Annotated in this window: 14 protein-coding genes and 1 tRNA gene; 9 read left to right on the top strand and 6 right to left on the bottom strand. The window is 68.9% G+C overall.

Annotated elements, in window-relative coordinates:
• Window positions 1–78 precede the first annotated feature (78 nt).
• Window positions 79–801: a hypothetical protein gene (locus KGD83_RS03555; RefSeq protein WP_212642498.1), complete on the bottom strand. Its 723-nt coding sequence runs from the start codon at window positions 799–801 to the stop codon at window positions 79–81.
• A 426-nt stretch (window positions 802–1,227) separates the two neighbouring features.
• Between KGD83_RS03555 and KGD83_RS03550 the strand changes: the two genes are divergently transcribed.
• Window positions 1,228–1,965, top strand: coding sequence for a hypothetical protein (locus tag KGD83_RS03550; RefSeq protein WP_212642497.1), 738 nt, complete (start codon window positions 1,228–1,230; stop codon window positions 1,963–1,965).
• A gap of 244 nt (window positions 1,966–2,209) precedes the next feature.
• On the opposite strand, the gene KGD83_RS03545 is transcribed toward KGD83_RS03550, so the two are convergent.
• Window positions 2,210–2,809, bottom strand: coding sequence for a TetR/AcrR family transcriptional regulator (locus KGD83_RS03545; RefSeq protein WP_212642496.1), 600 nt, complete (start codon window positions 2,807–2,809; stop codon window positions 2,210–2,212).
• Window positions 2,810–2,903: 94 nt separating this feature from the next.
• Between KGD83_RS03545 and KGD83_RS03540 the strand changes: the two genes are divergently transcribed.
• The 3 genes from KGD83_RS03540 to KGD83_RS03530 all read left to right on the top strand — a co-directional run bounded on the left by KGD83_RS03540 (window position 2,904) and on the right by KGD83_RS03530 (window position 4,108).
• Complete coding sequence (locus KGD83_RS03540) at window positions 2,904–3,149, top strand: hypothetical protein (protein WP_212642495.1); 246 nt, start codon at window positions 2,904–2,906, stop codon at window positions 3,147–3,149.
• Window positions 3,150–3,320: 171 nt separating this feature from the next.
• The gene (locus KGD83_RS28925) at window positions 3,321–3,713 is read left to right on the top strand and encodes an SH3 domain-containing protein (RefSeq protein ID WP_212642494.1); all 393 of its coding nucleotides are present in this window, start codon (window positions 3,321–3,323) and stop codon (window positions 3,711–3,713) included.
• 29 nt (window positions 3,714–3,742) lie between these two features.
• The gene (locus KGD83_RS03530) at window positions 3,743–4,108 is read left to right on the top strand and encodes an SH3 domain-containing protein (RefSeq protein WP_212642493.1); all 366 of its coding nucleotides are present in this window, start codon (window positions 3,743–3,745) and stop codon (window positions 4,106–4,108) included.
• 477 nt (window positions 4,109–4,585) lie between these two features.
• Here KGD83_RS03530 and KGD83_RS03525 read toward each other — a convergent pair whose 3' ends face one another.
• A complete protein-coding gene (locus KGD83_RS03525; RefSeq protein ID WP_212642492.1) occupies window positions 4,586–5,506 on the bottom strand; it encodes an NmrA/HSCARG family protein in 921 nt (306 codons plus the stop codon).
• A 220-nt stretch (window positions 5,507–5,726) separates the two neighbouring features.
• Here KGD83_RS03525 and KGD83_RS03520 point away from each other — a divergent pair, with 220 nt between their 5' ends.
• The 3 genes from KGD83_RS03520 (at window position 5,727) to KGD83_RS03510 (ending at window position 9,962) form a co-directional block, all read left to right on the top strand.
• Window positions 5,727–6,068, top strand: a complete 342-nt coding sequence (locus tag KGD83_RS03520) for a MerR family transcriptional regulator (RefSeq protein WP_212642491.1) — start codon at window positions 5,727–5,729, stop codon at window positions 6,066–6,068.
• Between the two features lie 592 nt (window positions 6,069–6,660).
• Entirely contained in the window at window positions 6,661–7,782 is a 1,122-nt protein-coding gene (locus tag KGD83_RS03515) for an IS630 family transposase (RefSeq protein WP_212642420.1), read from the top strand.
• Between the two features lie 1,271 nt (window positions 7,783–9,053).
• A complete protein-coding gene (locus tag KGD83_RS03510) occupies window positions 9,054–9,962 on the top strand; it encodes a hypothetical protein (RefSeq protein WP_212642490.1) in 909 nt (302 codons plus the stop codon).
• Between the two features lie 750 nt (window positions 9,963–10,712).
• Here KGD83_RS03510 and KGD83_RS03505 read toward each other — a convergent pair.
• Window positions 10,713–10,785: transfer RNA gene (locus KGD83_RS03505), tRNA-Thr, on the bottom strand.
• Between the two features lie 264 nt (window positions 10,786–11,049).
• Between KGD83_RS03505 and fdhA the strand changes: the two genes are divergently transcribed.
• The gene (gene fdhA / locus KGD83_RS03500) at window positions 11,050–12,270 is read left to right on the top strand and encodes a formaldehyde dehydrogenase, glutathione-independent (protein ID WP_212642489.1); all 1,221 of its coding nucleotides are present in this window, start codon (window positions 11,050–11,052) and stop codon (window positions 12,268–12,270) included.
• 117 nt (window positions 12,271–12,387) lie between these two features.
• Here the strand turns inward: fdhA and KGD83_RS03495 are convergent, their stop codons facing one another.
• Together KGD83_RS03495 and KGD83_RS03490 are read right to left on the bottom strand one after the other, a co-directional pair.
• Window positions 12,388–13,317: an SAM-dependent methyltransferase gene (locus tag KGD83_RS03495; RefSeq protein ID WP_212642488.1), complete on the bottom strand. Its 930-nt coding sequence runs from the start codon at window positions 13,315–13,317 to the stop codon at window positions 12,388–12,390.
• A gap of 74 nt (window positions 13,318–13,391) precedes the next feature.
• Window positions 13,392–14,651 (bottom strand): MFS transporter, encoded by a 1,260-nt coding sequence (locus tag KGD83_RS03490; protein ID WP_212642487.1) that lies wholly within the window; start codon window positions 14,649–14,651, stop codon window positions 13,392–13,394.
• 137 nt (window positions 14,652–14,788) lie between these two features.
• Between KGD83_RS03490 and KGD83_RS03485 the strand changes: the two genes are divergently transcribed.
• On the top strand, window positions 14,789–15,352 hold the full coding sequence (locus KGD83_RS03485; RefSeq protein WP_212642486.1) for a TetR/AcrR family transcriptional regulator: 564 nt from the start codon (window positions 14,789–14,791) through the stop codon (window positions 15,350–15,352).
• The last annotated feature ends 303 nt before the right edge of the window (window positions 15,353–15,655 follow it).

The raw sequence follows: 15,655 nt of genomic DNA, 5'->3' as shown, positions 1-15,655 counted from the left end.
GCCGCCGCAACGCTCAGACCACGACGGGTCAGGCCCACGAGTCGTGCCACGGGTCAGGCCGCGGCTCAGGCCAATAGGTCAGGCCACGAGCAGCAGGTCATCCCGGTCGGCGAGCTGGCGGGCGCGGATCGCCTCGGCCAGGCGCTCCTCGGCGCGGGCGCGGCGCTTGGCCAGGCGCCAGTACGGCACGCCCCGCTCCCGGGCGACCGTGGCCAGGGAGACGCCCTCCAAGCGGGTGCGGCCGATGATCTCGGCCTCGTCCGGGGTGATCACGTCGTGGCGGGCGGCCCGGCAGAGGACCATGTCCGGCGTTCCGGTGGGGACGACGGCGGTGACGGGCGGCTCGGCCATGAGGAGCGGCTGGCGCAGCGCGGCGGTCCGGGCCCGAAGGCCCGCCCGCTGGGCGCGGCAGCGCAGGGCCCAGTGCAGGCGGTGCCAGGCGGTGTCGGCCTCCCGGACGGCGTGGACGAAGCCCGCGAGGAGCTCCTCCTCCACCTCCTCGACGGTGCGCGGGTCCAGGCCCCGGCACAGGCCGCGGGCGCAGGTGCGCAGCGCGGGCATGGCGAAGCCGATCGCGGCGACCATCCACTCCTCGCGGTCCTGTGCACGCACGACCAGGCTCCGCCAGACGTCGTCGCGCGAGCGGCGGTCGGTGGTGCGGTTCAGGAGTGCGGCGCGCAGCTCGACCAGGGTGGTGGGAGGGGTTTCGGTGGCCGGAACGAGCTGCGCCGCGAGGCCGGCGACATCGAGGTCGAGGAGCTGGAACTCCCTCTCGGCGCGGTTGAGCGGTTCGGTCGTCATGGGTCTGTTCCCTTCGCGGGCCGTGTCAGTGATGACGCGGACCACGAAAGGGAGCCGGGCTGACGGCGGGCGCACGGAGGGCTCACGGTCGGCGAGCGGAATGCGGGCGGGGTGCTGGCAGGGAGCTGACACGAGGCGCCCGGACGCGGGAGGTGGGGCGGGCGGACTCTTCTCAGCGGCTGTCCGCTGACAGCACCGAAAACAGGCCCTGAACAGGGATGACAGCGCTGGCGGGAGTGCTGTCAGCGGGAGCGGTAGGCGCTGTCAGCGTCCGCCTTGGCCGAACCTTGACCGATTTTCTGAGAGCGGCGCATGAGCGATGCGCTGACACGAATGGCCCACGCCCTGGCTGGTTTCGTGTAGTCCGCTCTCCTGGGCCCCGGACCGGCTCGCCTCCGCGTGCGTGGAACTCAGGACGACGTCGCCTTGCTCGGGATCCACCGCTCCTCCCGGCCGGAAGGCGATGCCCGACTCCCGGACCGCAGCGGCGTGGAACCGGCAGTTCTGCTCTCGCGTCCTATTCCTTCACGAGAACTGAAGAAGGACGGTGCCTTCCCTATGCCCCACACGCACAGCGACCTCGTACTCAAGACCGATAAGGGCAAGTCCTGGGGCTTGATCTGCCTTGTGGTGGTGTCCGCCGTGACAGGGACCGTTTCTATGGCGGTGCAATCCGCAGCCGGACTGGCGTGGGGCATGGGCATCCTGTTCGCCATAATGCTTCTGGTCATGGTCGTTCAGCTGTTCATGGCCAGGACCACCGTGACGGCGCACGAGCTCGTCTGGCGGGGGCTGTTCTGGCACCGGCGGGTACCACGCGCGCACATCGTGCGCGTGGTCAGAGTGACCATCAAAGAGCCCAGAATGAGAGCGATCGACAGCCTGTACGTGCTCGACCGGTACGGCAGGACACTGATCCGGTGGGGTGATGCCACCACCACGACCGAGGACGTGGACCGCCTCGTGGATGCGCTCGGTCTGCCCTGCGAGCGCCTGGTAGAGCCCCGCACCTACGCTCAGCTGGCCCAGACCCACGCCCACATGATGTCGTGGATCGAGCGCAACCAGAAGTTGATGGTGTTCATCATCATCGTTGCCCTGGTCTTGCTCGGTGTGGTCTTCTTCCTGTTCATGACCGTGCTGGACATGCTGGGTTTCGTTTAGGGCCGTAGGAACCAGGACTTGTCGGCCTCGGACGCGAAGCCCTCGGGGATATCGAGGATTCGGCGACCCCGCTCGGTGCGTGTGTTTCCAGAAGTGGTTTCGGGGGCTGTTCTCAGCAAGGGGTTGTTTTTCCGGAAGTCACCCCGAAGTCAGCTTCTGGCAATGCCTGTTTCCAGAAGTGAGACATCCAGCCACAGGGCGGGCGGGTCCTGAGCGCGGGTCCTCGCCCCCGAACCCCCACCGGTCAGCCGCTGAAAAGCCGGTCCAGGCGGGCGTCGAGGACCGCCATGGCCCGGTCCCTGGTGATGTGTCCGAGGAGGACCTGCACCCTCAGTCCGTCAGCCAGCGCGAAGACCTCGGTGGCCACCCACTGCGGGTCGGCCCCCTCGGCGACCGTCCCCTCGTCGATCCCCTGGCCCACCGCCTGCTCCAAAAGCTCCTGGAGGTCCGTGTAGCCACGGAGCAGGAACGCTGCCAGGGACGGCTCGACCACGGCCCGCGCCGTGAAGGCGACGTTGACGCGCTGCGCCTGCACGGGGCGGGGGCCCTCTTCGAGCAGGCCACCCAGAACCGTGCGGACGATGGCTCGCGGAGAGGGCGGCTCCGGCGCTTGTTCCAGGCGTTCGAGCGTCTTGGCGACCTCGCGTTTGGCCACGTGTTCCAGCGCGAACAGCAGCATCTCGTCCTTGGTCCGGAAGTAGTGCTGCACCCGGCCCATCGAGATCCCGGCCTCGGCCGCCACGTCGCGCAGGCTGACGGCCTCCAGTCCCCGCGCTGAGACCAGCGAACAGACCGCGTCCGCGATCTGGGCGCGTCGCTGCTGGTGGTCCACCTGTTTGGGCATCGCTTCCCCCGTCTTCCCTCTGAAGCATCGCATTGCACCACACTCCTCGCACCATGGTTACAATGCACTTGCATTGAAAAGAGAGGAGTTGGGCATGTCGAAAACACTCCGCCTCATGTTCGTGGAGGCTCGGATCTACGGACTCACCCTGGTCACCGGGATCCTGCTCATGATCCAGGGGTACGGGGCAGCATTCACCGAACTTGCCTGGGGCGCCACCTGGGGACCCCTGGCGTGGATCAGTGAACGTGTCGCACTTCCGGACGACTCACCGTTCCTGCTCGGCGCACTGGGATTCGTCTTCGTGCTCGTCGTGTGCTTCGCCGTCCAGCACGACTGACCAGCACCCCTGACGACCCCCGGCGACCCGAAGCATCACAGCGCCAGTCCTCGCGCCAATTTGCAATGCAAGTGCATTGCAATGCGGACGCATTGCCACTACTTTGGATGCGGCGCGTCACCGGGAGACCTCGGTGCGCACACACCCGCCTCCTCTGAACTGGAGACCCCCTTGCGTATGAAGACCCTCCTCTCCCCCGTCCTGGTCGCCCTTATGGCGGTCGGCCTGTTCGCGAGCGCCGCTCCCGCCTCCGCCGCCACCGCACCCTCCGCGGCCCCGGCCAGCGAGGTGTCGGCCCAGGCCTACCGCGTCACCGCCTGGAACTACGGGCAGACCCCGGTGCGCTCCGAGCCCCGCAACACCAGCACCCAGATCAGCCACGTCGTGGCCCCCCACTCCTACAACGCCGTGTGCTGGGGCCGCTACCAGAAGATCACCTACCTCGGCTACACCAACGATGTGTGGATCAAGCTGCGCCTGAACTCCGGCGGCACCGGCTGGGTCACCGCGATCGCCTTCAACGGCGACTACAAGGCCAACCTGCCCGTGGGTGCGCGGTGCTGAGGCGCGTAGCGAGGCGTCCTGCCTCCCAGATGAGGAGCTTCCTGGTCGCGACCCTGGTCGCCTTCGTGGCAGCCGGCCCGCTCACGATGCCCGGCCCGGCCTCAGCGGAGGTGGCGCACACGGCCACGTACACCGTGGTCCCGCCGGTGGGCGGGAAGGCCCCCGTGCGCGGCCAGCCCCGTACCCGCCCCGACCCTCCCCAGAGCAACTACCTCGTCTGGCCGAATACCGCTCAGGCCGTGTGCTGGGGGCACTACCAGCAGATCACCTACGGCGGTTACACCAGCGACGTGTGGGTCCGGATCCATCTGGCCAACGGTTTGGTCGGCTGGATCCCGGCCGTCGCCCTCCAGGGCGACTACAAGGCCGACCTGCCTGCGGATGCGCGGTGCTGATCCCCTGACCGTTGCCCAGGACGTCTCCGTGCGGCTCGCCGCGCGGAGACGTCCGTGCTTCAGGACGAGGACCACCAGCCCGCAAGTCCACCTCCGCGTGCGGGAAGCTCAGCCCCAGGGGGTGACACTCACTCGACGGTCCATTTCGGGGCCCTGCTGCAAGCAACGGTCCGCTCTAAGGAGGCCGAAGAGCAGAGGCAGCAGGCCCGTGTTGGGGAGGATGCTGGGTGAGCACTGCCATGTCGTCAGGGCACGCTCGGCTGCTGCTGGTTTCCTCTCGGCTCTTGGAGCTCGATAAGAAAAACTTATAAAGTGTGCCCCCTTGTCTTAACACCGACCTGGTCACAAAAAAGCCCCCATGCGGTGCTCCGTTGCACGAGGGCTGCCGTGGTCTCGCTGTGACTTCCGGCGGAGTCTGGCGCTAAATCCTGTACTTTTCCTCCTCGCCCCTGAACCCGGCCGCCCACACCGCCTCAGTCAGCGCGGGGGCAGGCCTGTGTCCGCGGGACGGAGGGCCTCCTGGAGGAGGCCCGCACCTGGGCCCGCCAACCAGTGGTCGAAGCGCAGCAGGAAGGGGAACTCCGTGCGCAGCGCGTCGAGGTCCGCGTGTCCCGCGAGTCTGCCGCCGTCGGCGAGCACAGCCAACCTTCCGAGCACCTCGTTCTGTGCCAGGAGCGTGTCCGGCAGGCGGCTGTAGGTGATCGGTCGACCGGCGGCCCGGGTCAGATGCCCAGCCAGGGCGTTGCCTGTAAGAGCGTCACCGGCGATATCCATGCTGCGGTCGGCGTACCGGTCGGGTGAGGCGAAGACCGCGGCGGTGATCCGGCCGATATCGCGTACCGCGATGAACTGGTGGACCCGGTCGGGGTGCGTCAAGAAGGACAGGTGTCCCCGGTCCAGGCCCGTGTCGGGGGTCAGGAGGAGTTCCATGAAGGTGGACGGTCGAATGATGGTGCTGGCGATGTCCAGGTTCCGGACGTGGGCTTCGATACGGCTTTTGGTGTCGAGGTGGGCGACGCCCGTGGGTGTCGGTCCCGCGGCGACCGTCGAACTGTAGACGAGGTGGGCGACGCCGCTCTGCTCGGCGGTGTCGGCGACCGCGGTGCCGAAGCGGATCTCGTCCTCGTCGGTCACGTCGGCGCCGGCCTGGCCCGAGTTCGGCTGGACGCTGAAGACGCCGTGGGCGTCGGTGAAGGCCGCGCGGAGCGACTCCGAATCGCCGAGGTCACCGCGAACGGTCTCGACTCCGGCGGCGGAGAGGGATCGGGCCCGCGGGCCGAACGGATCGCGTACGACTGCGCGAACCGCCCAGCCGTCGGCCCGCAGCGCCGCGGCGACCGATCCTCCCTGCTGCCCCGTGGCGCCCAGGACGACGACGGTTCCGCGGATGTCGGTCATGTCGACCGCGCTGCGCTCTCGGTGTTCTGCCGCTGTGGGCGACGTCGTGCGCCGTGTGGACGATCCGGTGGCGGTCGGACACGGAGGAGTGCTGTTCACAGGCGTGCTCCAGGAATCGCGAGGATGGATCGGACAGAGGGCTCCGACCGGTGTCCGTTACGCTAGAACCTGACGTCAACGTCAGGTGCAAACCGGACGTGGAATCGGTGCGGGAGGCCGGGTGCGGATCGGAGAGGTCGCCGCGCAGGCGGGTGTCAGCGTCAGGGCGCTGCGCTACTACGAGCAGCAGGGCCTGCTGCACTCCACCCGCGATGCGGGTGGTCGGCGCCAGTACGCGGCCGGTGCCGTCGAGCGGGTCGGGCTGATCCAGCAGCTCTACGCCGAGGGTCTGCCCAGCAGGGTCATCCGCGAGGTGCTGCCCTTCGCCGACTCCGGTGGGGCCTCCCCGGGACTGCTGAAGCTGCTCGCCGCCGAACGCGACCGCCTCGACCGGCAGATGGGGGAGTTGTGGGAGGCGCGCAACCGGCTGGACGAGTGCATCACCGCGGCGCGCAGGCCCTGATTCGCGGCCCTGCGGCCTGCCACCCGGCCCCCAACTCCTCCGCGCGCAGGCCGGTGTGGCACAGCAGCTCCACTGCCGCATCCAGGCCGGTGGCATCCACACTCCGGTCACCGTGCATGCTCCGCTCGCCCCGCCAGCCTCACCAGCCTCACCAGCGCCGGGGTGGGTGAAGGTGGCCCTGCCTGCCAACCAAGCCGATGGGCACGAGTTGGGCGCCCACGACGCTCTACCCGGCAGTGCTGCTCTCGCGCCCTGTTCTTCCCGAGAGCCGGTGAAGGACGGTGCATTCCAAAGACCGGCCCGGCCGCGCACGAGGACGGCCGGAGATCACCGGGCGAGGAGACAGCACACGTGCGCCGTCAGCAGGAACGGCGGCGGTGAAGCGCCTAACCGGACATGGCTGGGAAGAGCCGTCGAATCCAGCGCTTCACCAGCGGCCTGCCGACCGGACGACCAGAACGCCGAGCAGGGGCCCGCCGACGCCATGTTCAACCTCGGGAACCTGCTAGTGCTGTGGCCGGGAAGGTTCGCCCGGGTCAGTGATCGATGCCAGGGTTGACCGCAACACCAGCAGTCAACCCTGGGAGCCGCGGTGTCCGCACCCCTCAAAGCCCGCAGACTCACCAACCCCGAGGGCCAAAAACTCCAACGCATCGTCCGCCGGGGCAGCACCAACACCGTCCGCTACCGGCGAGCGATGATCATCCTGGCCTCGGCCAGCGGCAACACCGCCCCCGTCATCGCCCGCCTGGTCGCCGCTGATGAGAAGACCGTGCGCGAGGTCATCCACGCCTTCAACACCCAAGGGCTGAGCTGCCTGGACCCTAAATGGGCGGGAGGCCGTCCCCGCCTACTCACCCCCGACGAGGAAGACCTCGTCCTGAAGACGGCCACCACCCGCCCGACCAAGCTCGGCCAGCCCTTCACCCGCTGGTCGCTGCGCAAACTCGCCGCCCACCTGGCCCACCGGCCCGGACCGGGCCTGCGCATGGGCCGCGAGACCCTGCGAACGCTCCTGCACCGGCATGGCATCACCTTCCAACGCACCACGACCTGGAAGGACTCGCCCGACCCCGAGGCCGATGCCAAACTCGACCGCATCGAGCACGTCATGGAGCACTTCGCCGACCGGGTCTTCGCCTTCGACGAGTTCGGACCGCTGGGCATCCGGCCCACCGCCGGGACGGGCTGGGCCCGCAAGAGCCGCCCGCACCGCCTTCCGGCCACCTACCGGCGCACCCATGGCGTCACCTACTTCCACGGCTGCTACTCGGTGGGAGACGACACCCTGTGGGGCATCAACCACCGGCGCAAGGGCGCAGCCAACACACTCACCGCGCTCAAGACGATCCGGGCCGCCCGCCCGGACGGCGCCCCCATCTACGTGATCATGGACAACCTGTCCGCACACAAGGGCCCCACGATCCGCTCCTGGGCCCAGCGCAACAAGGTCGAGTTGTGCTTCACCCCCACCTACGCCTCCTGGGCCAACCCGATCGAGGCGCACTTCGGGCCGCTGCGCCAGTTCACCATCGCCAACTCCCACCACCCCAACCACACGGTGCAAACGCGGGCGCTGCACGCCTATCTACGGTGGCGCAACGCCAACGCCCGCGACCCGGACGTGCTCGCGGCCCAGCGCCGTGAACGCGCCCGGGTACGCAGCGAGAAGGGTGTTCGTTGGGGAGGCCGACCGCTACCCGTAGCGGCGTGAGGGCACCCGGGCGAACCTTCCCGGCCACGGCACTAGTCGAGGCGGGCCGGGGGGAAGAGGCCGAGTCTTGGAGGCGGCGGGCCCGGGAGGTAGAGGGTGCCCAGTGAGTCCGTCTGTGGTGTCAGGGCGCGTTCATCCGCTGCTGGTTTGGTCAATTTCTGGCCTCTGATGATGAACCTTATCAGGAGCGAGACGCACTGTATCGCCGGGCGAGTACGGAAAAGGCCCCGTGCAACGGAGTGCTGCGCGGGGGTCGTCGTGATCTCGCTGTGACTTTCGGCGGGGTCTGACGCCAAATCCAGTAGCGATCCTCCTCGACCCGGGTCACGATTGCATCGGATGCAAGCCAGTCGCGCGCGAGGAACATCGTGGCCCCACCTAAGTTACTCGCGGGGTATTTGGCACTTGCTGGCACGCTTCTTACCCCTACTTGGTCCGCTCCCCTACCTTGCAACTCGCCGTAGCTTCGGGAGAAGCGGACCTACATACCGAATCCCGCAAGATCACAGGCCCGTGAAGTGTGAGCATCCGTCACACTCTCCAACTGGAGAAACGTGACGCAGTAAGGGAAACCCAGGAGAGTCTCTCCCAGAGAGCAAGCCCGCCGCTTTTGCTCGTTGATGGTGTAGCCCCACGACATCAGGTAGGCCAAACAGTCGCCCCTATCGGCTACGGCAGGTGTCGCAATGGAGGCGGATAGGGTAACGGCTGCGGCCAGCGTTACTAGGCCGGCCGTGATCCTCTGGTGCAGTCGAGTCGTCTTCACCATGTTCCCTTCGAAAGGCGGGGGCTTCCTCTCACACTCTGTCGGGTAGACACAGTGATCGCCACTGCATGGCCGGGAGCGGACGGCGGCCCATGTTCCCACCTGCCCCGAGAGCACGACAGGGCACTCCACGGCGTCGTCGAGTGCTCATCTCCCCTGGCCAGAAACCTCCGGATACGGGATGAGTGATATCCCTCACATGTCCATAGCATCCTGCAGTAATCCTCCTCGACCCCCACCACCACGATGGAAGGCGAGGGTTTTCCGGACCGCCTCCGGACCCCACCCGCCAGGGAAGCCCTTCAGCCGAATACGGTTGACCGAAAGCGGCCAAGGGCGCCTTTCCATTGATACCGCATTGCATCCTGCCATAGAGTTGATTTCCAACACGCTGACACTGCGGCACCGAAGGAATCAGATGGCGAAGCGCAAACGCAAAAAACCTTCCCCCCGTCGGCCTGTTCCAACAAAAAGGAAAAGAGCCTCGCAGGACACAGGACAGATGATGGCAATTGCCAGCGTAGCCAGTGCTCTACTCGCTGCGCTTGCAGGTTGGGCCATTGTCAAGCCGACACTAGATGCGTCCCAAGCCACACAGGATTCGGCGGCGGCTGATCAGAGCGCCGAGGAGCGTGAACAGCAGCAAGATAAAGAGAGGATGGATAACGCAGCTGGCCCGCCAGTGGAAATAGTGCCGGGCGACCCCAACCCCGACCTGATACCTAAATACCAGGCACTCCCAGAGCCAACCCATGAAAACGAATGGACGGCGAAGGAGGACGGATTATACCATTTCATGAACAACTGGCTACCGAGCCAGGGGTCACTCGACGTGTCGATCGTCGGCTCACGCTTCACCATCGGGGCAGCCCACGATACTACCGTCATTGTCCAGAACATGCGGCTGTCCGACGTGCTATGCGGCCCGGCCACCAACGGCACCTTGGTTGACCTCCCTCCAACCCAGGGAGGAGGTGAGATCATCGACGATATCTTCCTTGCTTTTGACCTCACTGAAGCCAATCCCAAGGCCCGGGAGGTCATGCCCCATCATTATTCTCAGTTCCACAGGGAATTGGGGGAAGATTTCTTCGACAAATCTCTGTACTTGGAGGGCGGCGAGGTTGCGGACCGGCGCACCTTCGAGGTGGAGTTCATCACCGGGAACCGGGATTGCGAGTTCGGCTTGGAAGTTTTGGTGACCGGATCCAAGGAAGAGGCGTGGGTTCCTGTGGAGCTAAGAGATGGGGTCTACCGTCTGGCGGTGGCGGGAGTGGCGGATTCCTATGAGTCTGTCATCGGTTGGGCTACCCAGGACTTCTCCATGCCTCCTGAGATAATGCCCGCAGAAATCCTTCCTGAACCTTTCACGGTTACGAGGCCAGGGCGCGAGAGCGAGGAGACGGCGGAGTAGATCGGCGCCTATGCGCCCCCTGCAATATTGATAAGAGCAGTTACCGGTGGCCAGAAAATATCGAAACGGGCATAAACCACGCGGCACAGGTAGACCATTCCGATCAGCCGGATTGGTCTACCTTCTGAACTGCGCCAACGTCACCACGAAGGCATGTCGCGGCCCGGACGCCCCTTTCGCAACCGACCGGGTACGCGGCCACGGTGTGTGCCTACGTCTCCGAGTGGGCGGAACCCTCCGACACACCATGCTCTGGACAGCCGCTGGAAAACCCGTCGTCCCCAAGGGTCCTCCCTAGATGTACTGACCACGGAGGTAGCTCCGCGTTGCCCGTCGAATGCCTGACCCGTTTGCAGGCAGTAGAACAGCTGTCTCAGCATCCAGTTGAGCAAATGCTGCTGAGCCCAGACGTGCAGTCTCCTTGGTCCCGACGCCTCCGTCATACCGGTCTACCTCCGCGTGCGAGGATCCCAGAGCACCTCGCTCCTCAAGAGCTTCAAAGAGCACTGCCGAAAACGCTGGCAGCAGCACCAGCCACGACCGGAGGCGCTCGCGCAGTCCGTTCCCAGCCGCGTACGGGCTCGGAGCGCGGCATGTCGACGCTCTTGTCAGCATCGGTGTACGACGCGGGGGCGCCGTCGCGCCCGTCCTCGGGCGTGCGGAGGTCGGCGCAGGCGGTTGCTCTCGGGGCGGGCAGGCCGCCCCGGCGACGCGACTGACCGGGCGTCTTCCCAGGTCAGACCATGTGAGAGCCAGCGAGGGGACTTGAACCCCTAACCTATCGCTTACAAGGCGATTGCTCTGCCAATTGAGCTACGCTGGCGGGCTGCCGCGACCGTGGTCCCGGCCGCGTCCCTCGGAAATGGTACCGGTTCACACGCCGCCCGGCCTACTCGGATACGCCGGTGCGTACGAATCGCCGCCCCGGCCTCCGTTCCGCCCACTGACGGCCCCTCCCCCGCGCTGACAGCGCGCCCCGATCCGGCAAAGAAGTCCGGGAGCGGTTCCGGTGTCGGATTACCGCCCGCCCCGACCGGAAACCACAGGGGAAAGTGCCCCCTCCCGGGGGCGGAGAGGTGGGAAGGACATGTCTGGCAACAGAGGTGTGGTGTACAGGGGCGCGGGCCGGGTCGAGGTCGAGGACGTCGACTACCCCGAGTTCGTCATCAAGGACGGCCCCGGGGTCAACCCGGCCAACGTCGGACGCAAGGTGCCGCACGGGGCGATCCTGAAGGTCGTCGCCACCAACATCTGCGGCAGCGACCAGCACATGGTCCGGGGGCGCACCACCGCGCCGGAGGGGCTGGTCCTAGGCCACGAGATCACCGGCGAGGTGGTCGAGACCGGACCCGACGTGGAGTTCGTCAAGGTCGGCGACCTCGTCTCGGTCCCGTTCAACATCTCCTGCGGACGCTGCCGCAACTGCAAGGCCCGGCGCACGGAGATCTGTCTGAACGTGAACCCGGATCGGCCGGGCTCGGCCTACGGCTACGTCGACATGGGCGGCTGGGTCGGCGGACAGGCCAGGTACGCGCTCGTGCCCTACGCGGACTGGAACCTCCTCGCGTTCCCCGACCGCGACCAGGCGATGGAGAAGATCCTGGACCTGACGATGCTCTCGGACATCTTCCCGACCGGCTACCACGGCTGCGTCACCGCGGGCGTGGGCGTGGGGTCGAGCGTCTACGTCGCGGGGGCCGGGCCCGTCGGGCTGGCCGCAGCCGCGTCGGCCCGGCTGCTCGGCGCGGGGGTGGTGATCGTCGCGGACATGAAGGAGGAGCGGCTGGCGCAGGCCCGCAGCTTCGGGTGCGAGACGGTGAACGTGGCCGAGGGGGACCTCGCCGGGCAGATCGAGCGGATCCTGGGCGTCCCCGAGGTGGACTGCGCGGTGGACGCGGTCGGCTTCGAGGCGCACGGGACGGGTGAGGGCGCCTCGAAGGAGGCTCCCGCCAGCGTGCTCAACACCGCGATGGACGTGACCAGGGCCGGGGGTTCCATCGGGATCCCGGGCCTGTACGTGACCGGCGACCCCGGCGCGTCCGACGAGGCCGCCAAGGAGGGCTCCCTGTCGGTCCGGATCGGGTTGGGCTGGTCGAAGTCGCACGCCTTCTTCACCGGCCAGTGCCCGGTCATGAAGTACCACCGCGAGCTGATGGAGGCGATCCTCCACGACCGGGTGCGCATCGCCGAGGCCGTCAACGCCGTGGCGATCCCGCTGGAGGAGGCGCCCGAGGGGTACCGGGCCTTCGACGAGGGCGCGGCCAGCAAGTACGTGCTCGACCCGAACGGTTACCTCGGCACGGGCTGAGGCACGGGGAGGCTCAGGGCGCGCGGGCGACGAGCGGAACATGTGTGGGGCAGCCTCGGCGGCGGGCTCGCGGTTCAGAGCGCGCGGGCGGCGAGCGGGGCACGTGCGGCTCGCGGTTCAGGGCGCGCGGGCGGCAAGCAGGGTGAGGGCGGGTTCGGACGTGGCCACCCGCCGCACGTCCCGGTAGCCCGCGGCGGTCAGTTCGCGCGCCGCCTCCCGCGGCCCCCAGGGGGTGATCCGGCTGCGGGACATCCGCCAGCGCACCACCGCGTCGCGCATCCCGCCGTCCGGGGCGTCGCCGGGGTCGTCGCGCAGCACGGTCGCGGTGAGCAGCCAGGCGCGGGGACGCAGGGCCTCGCGCACGCGCGGCAGCGCCCGCGCGACGGCGTCGGGCGGGAGTGCCGCGAGGGGGAGCCAGGCCAGGTCGTAGGCCCCGGGTTCGGACAGCTCGGCCACGTCGAGCAGGCGCAGCTCGGCCCGGTCGCGCAGCCCGCGTTCGGACAGGTGGCGATCGGCCAGGCGCAGCGCCCGGGACTGGACGTCGAGCCCGACCGCTCGGGATCCGGGGACGCGCTCCAGGACGGCGGCCGCGATCGCGCCGATCCCGGTTCCCGCGTCGAGGAAGCGCAGACCGTCCCGGCCGAGGAGGTCACCGAACCCCGGGACACGCTCCTCCAGCAGGTCCAGGAAGTCCGCCATCCGCCGTCCCGAGGCGGCGCCCTCGGCCAGGAGGGCCGCGTCGTCCTCCTCCGCGCGGTCCTGCTCGCCCAGGGCGGCGTCGGCGGCCTGGGACAGCTGCCGCGCGACCCTGCGCGGGAAGGCGGACGGCCCGGCCGAGCCCGCGAGGACGTCGCGGTAGGCCGGGAGCAGCCGCCACCCGTCGCCGTCGGGCTCCGCGCACCCCGCGGCGGCCAGCAGCCCGCCCTGTTCCCGCGACAGCGGCGCGCCCTCCACGGCTGCGGCGAGCGCCGCGATGACCCAGGCTCCGTTGAGCCAGGCGTCGACACGGGCGGCTGGGTCGGGGAATCCGGGTGGGGCGTCGGCCATGGCGTGAGTGTGCCATCCGCCGCTTCCGGACGCACCCCCGGGCCGCGACACGCTCGACCGTTCAGGCAACCGCCTCAGGCGCGGTCGGCTTCCGCACCGCTCCCTCCGGCTTCCGTACCGCCCCCTCCGGCTCCAGCACCGTCCCGGTCGATCCGCGCGTCCGCCACCCGGCGCGGGCGGGCCGCCGGGCTGAGGAACCCGGCGAACGCGACGAAGAGCAGGGGCACGACCAGGGCCGTGCGCAGCCCGTAGGCCTCTCCCAGCAGACCGAGCACGGGCGGCCCGACCAGGAACGCGACGTAGCCGAGTGTCGCCACCAGGGAGACCCGGGCAGCGGAGTCGGGCCCGGAGTCCCCGGCCGCCGACAGCGCCACGGGGAAGCCCAGCGAGGCGCCCAGCCCCCACAGGACCACGGCCGCCGCCGCAAGGACCGGGCTGTCCGCACCGGCCACCAGCCCCATACCCGCCACCCCGGCCAGCGCGCTCGCGCCGAGCACTCGGGCCCTGCCGAAGCGCGCCAGGAAGTAGCCCCCGGCAAAGCGCCCGACCGTCATCGACGCGGCGAAGACGGCGTAGACCATCGACCCCAGGGCCGGGTCGAAGCCGTGGCCGTCGACCATGATCAGCGGGAGCCAGTCGTTGGCGGTGCCCTCGGCCAGGGCCATCGCGAGCACGATGAGGCCGATCAGCACCAGGCGGGTGTCCTTCCACAGCGCGCGTCCGCCGCCCGCGTTCTCCTGGCCGGAGGCGCGCGGGAGCGCCCTGCCGGTGCCGGGGGGCAGGGAGCCGAAGAGCGTCGCCGCGACCGCCAGGGTCAGGACGCCCATCGCCGCCAGGTGCCACGCCACGGGGAACCCGACCGCGGTGAGCGCCATGCCGACGAGGGCGCCGATGACGGTTCCCAGGCTGAAGAAGCCGTGCATGCGCGGCAGCAGCGGCTCGGCCATGACCCGCTCGACGTCGGCTCCCTCGATGTTCATGGCGATCTCCCCGGCGCCCATGCCCAGCCCGAAGAGGAACAGGCCGAACGCGACGAGGAGGGCGGTCGACAGGCCCGCGCCCAGACCGATGACGGGCAGGCTCCCCAGCATCGAGACGGTCCCGACCACGACGACCGGACGTGCGCCCAGGCGGGCGACGACCGCGCCCGAGCCGAGGACGCCGATCATCGAACCGATCGAGAGGCCGAACAGGACGAACCCCATCTCGGCGGTGGAGGCGCCCAGCGCGTCGCGGATGGCGGGGGTGCGCGTGACCCAGGACGAGATCCCCAGCCCGGGCAGGAGGAACAGGACGCACAGCGCGAGGCGCCGACGGCCCACGGCGGTTCCCATGGAGGGCTCCCAGTGGAGTGGCGGTCAGTAGTGTGTACAAAAGTACACACTTGTGGGCGCGGGCACCACGGGCACGGATGGGGCGGGCGCGCACCAGAATGGTCGTGGACGGAGCGGACCGCGGGCGGAAGGGGAACATGGCCGGAACCAGGCGGGTGGCCAACGACCCGCGACGCAAGGAGCGCATCCTCGCCGCGGCCCTGGAGGTGATCGCCGAGCGCGGTGTGCACAGGACCACGCACCGGGCGATCGCCGAGCGCGCCTCGGTGCCCCTGGGCTCGCTCACCTACCACTTCGACGGCCTGCCCGCGATCCTGGAGCAGGCGTTCACACACCTGGCGGGGACCATGTCGGAGTACTACGCGCACCGGCTCGCGGCGGCGCGCGACCGCGACGAGGCGTGCGAGGCCGTGGTCGACCTCATCTGCGGTCCCGAGTACGCCACGCCCCACCAGTTCGTCCTGCTCTTCGAGATGTACTCCTACGCCAGCCACGACGAGGCGGTCCACCGGGCCGCGCGCGCGTGGATGGCCACCAGCCGCGCCTCCCTGTCGGCGCACTTTCCACCCGAGGCGTGCCGCGCGCTGGACGCCCTGGTCGAGGGGTGGTCGATGCACCGCCACTTCGAGCGCGACGAGGGCGCACCGGACCGCGCGGTGGTCCTGGCGGCGGTGACCGCCGTCGCCGACCGGCTCTCCTGAGGGGCGCCGCGCCCGCCCCGGGCGAAACGGACGGGTGAGCGGACCCGAGGCGCCGCGCCTGTCCCGGACACACCGGGCTGGTGAGCGGACCCGGTACTCCGGTCGCTCGTTCCGCGGGTTTCGGGAGAGCCGCACGAACTCACGGGAAAAGGGCGCTTTCGAGTGACAGGCGTCACTTCGCGGGGTAGGCAGGACGGGGGCGCGGACAACCCCGTGCGCGTCCCGTGTGTCTATCGCCGAGGAGCCGCACCATGGCCTGCGCAGGATACGAGTGGACCGCCCCGCTGGACAGCGCGGACGAGA

This window comes from Nocardiopsis akebiae (genome assembly GCF_018316795.1).
Lineage (GTDB): Bacteria > Actinomycetota > Actinomycetes > Streptosporangiales > Streptosporangiaceae > Nocardiopsis > Nocardiopsis dassonvillei.
This window is presented reverse-complemented; position numbering and strand designations above follow the sequence as displayed.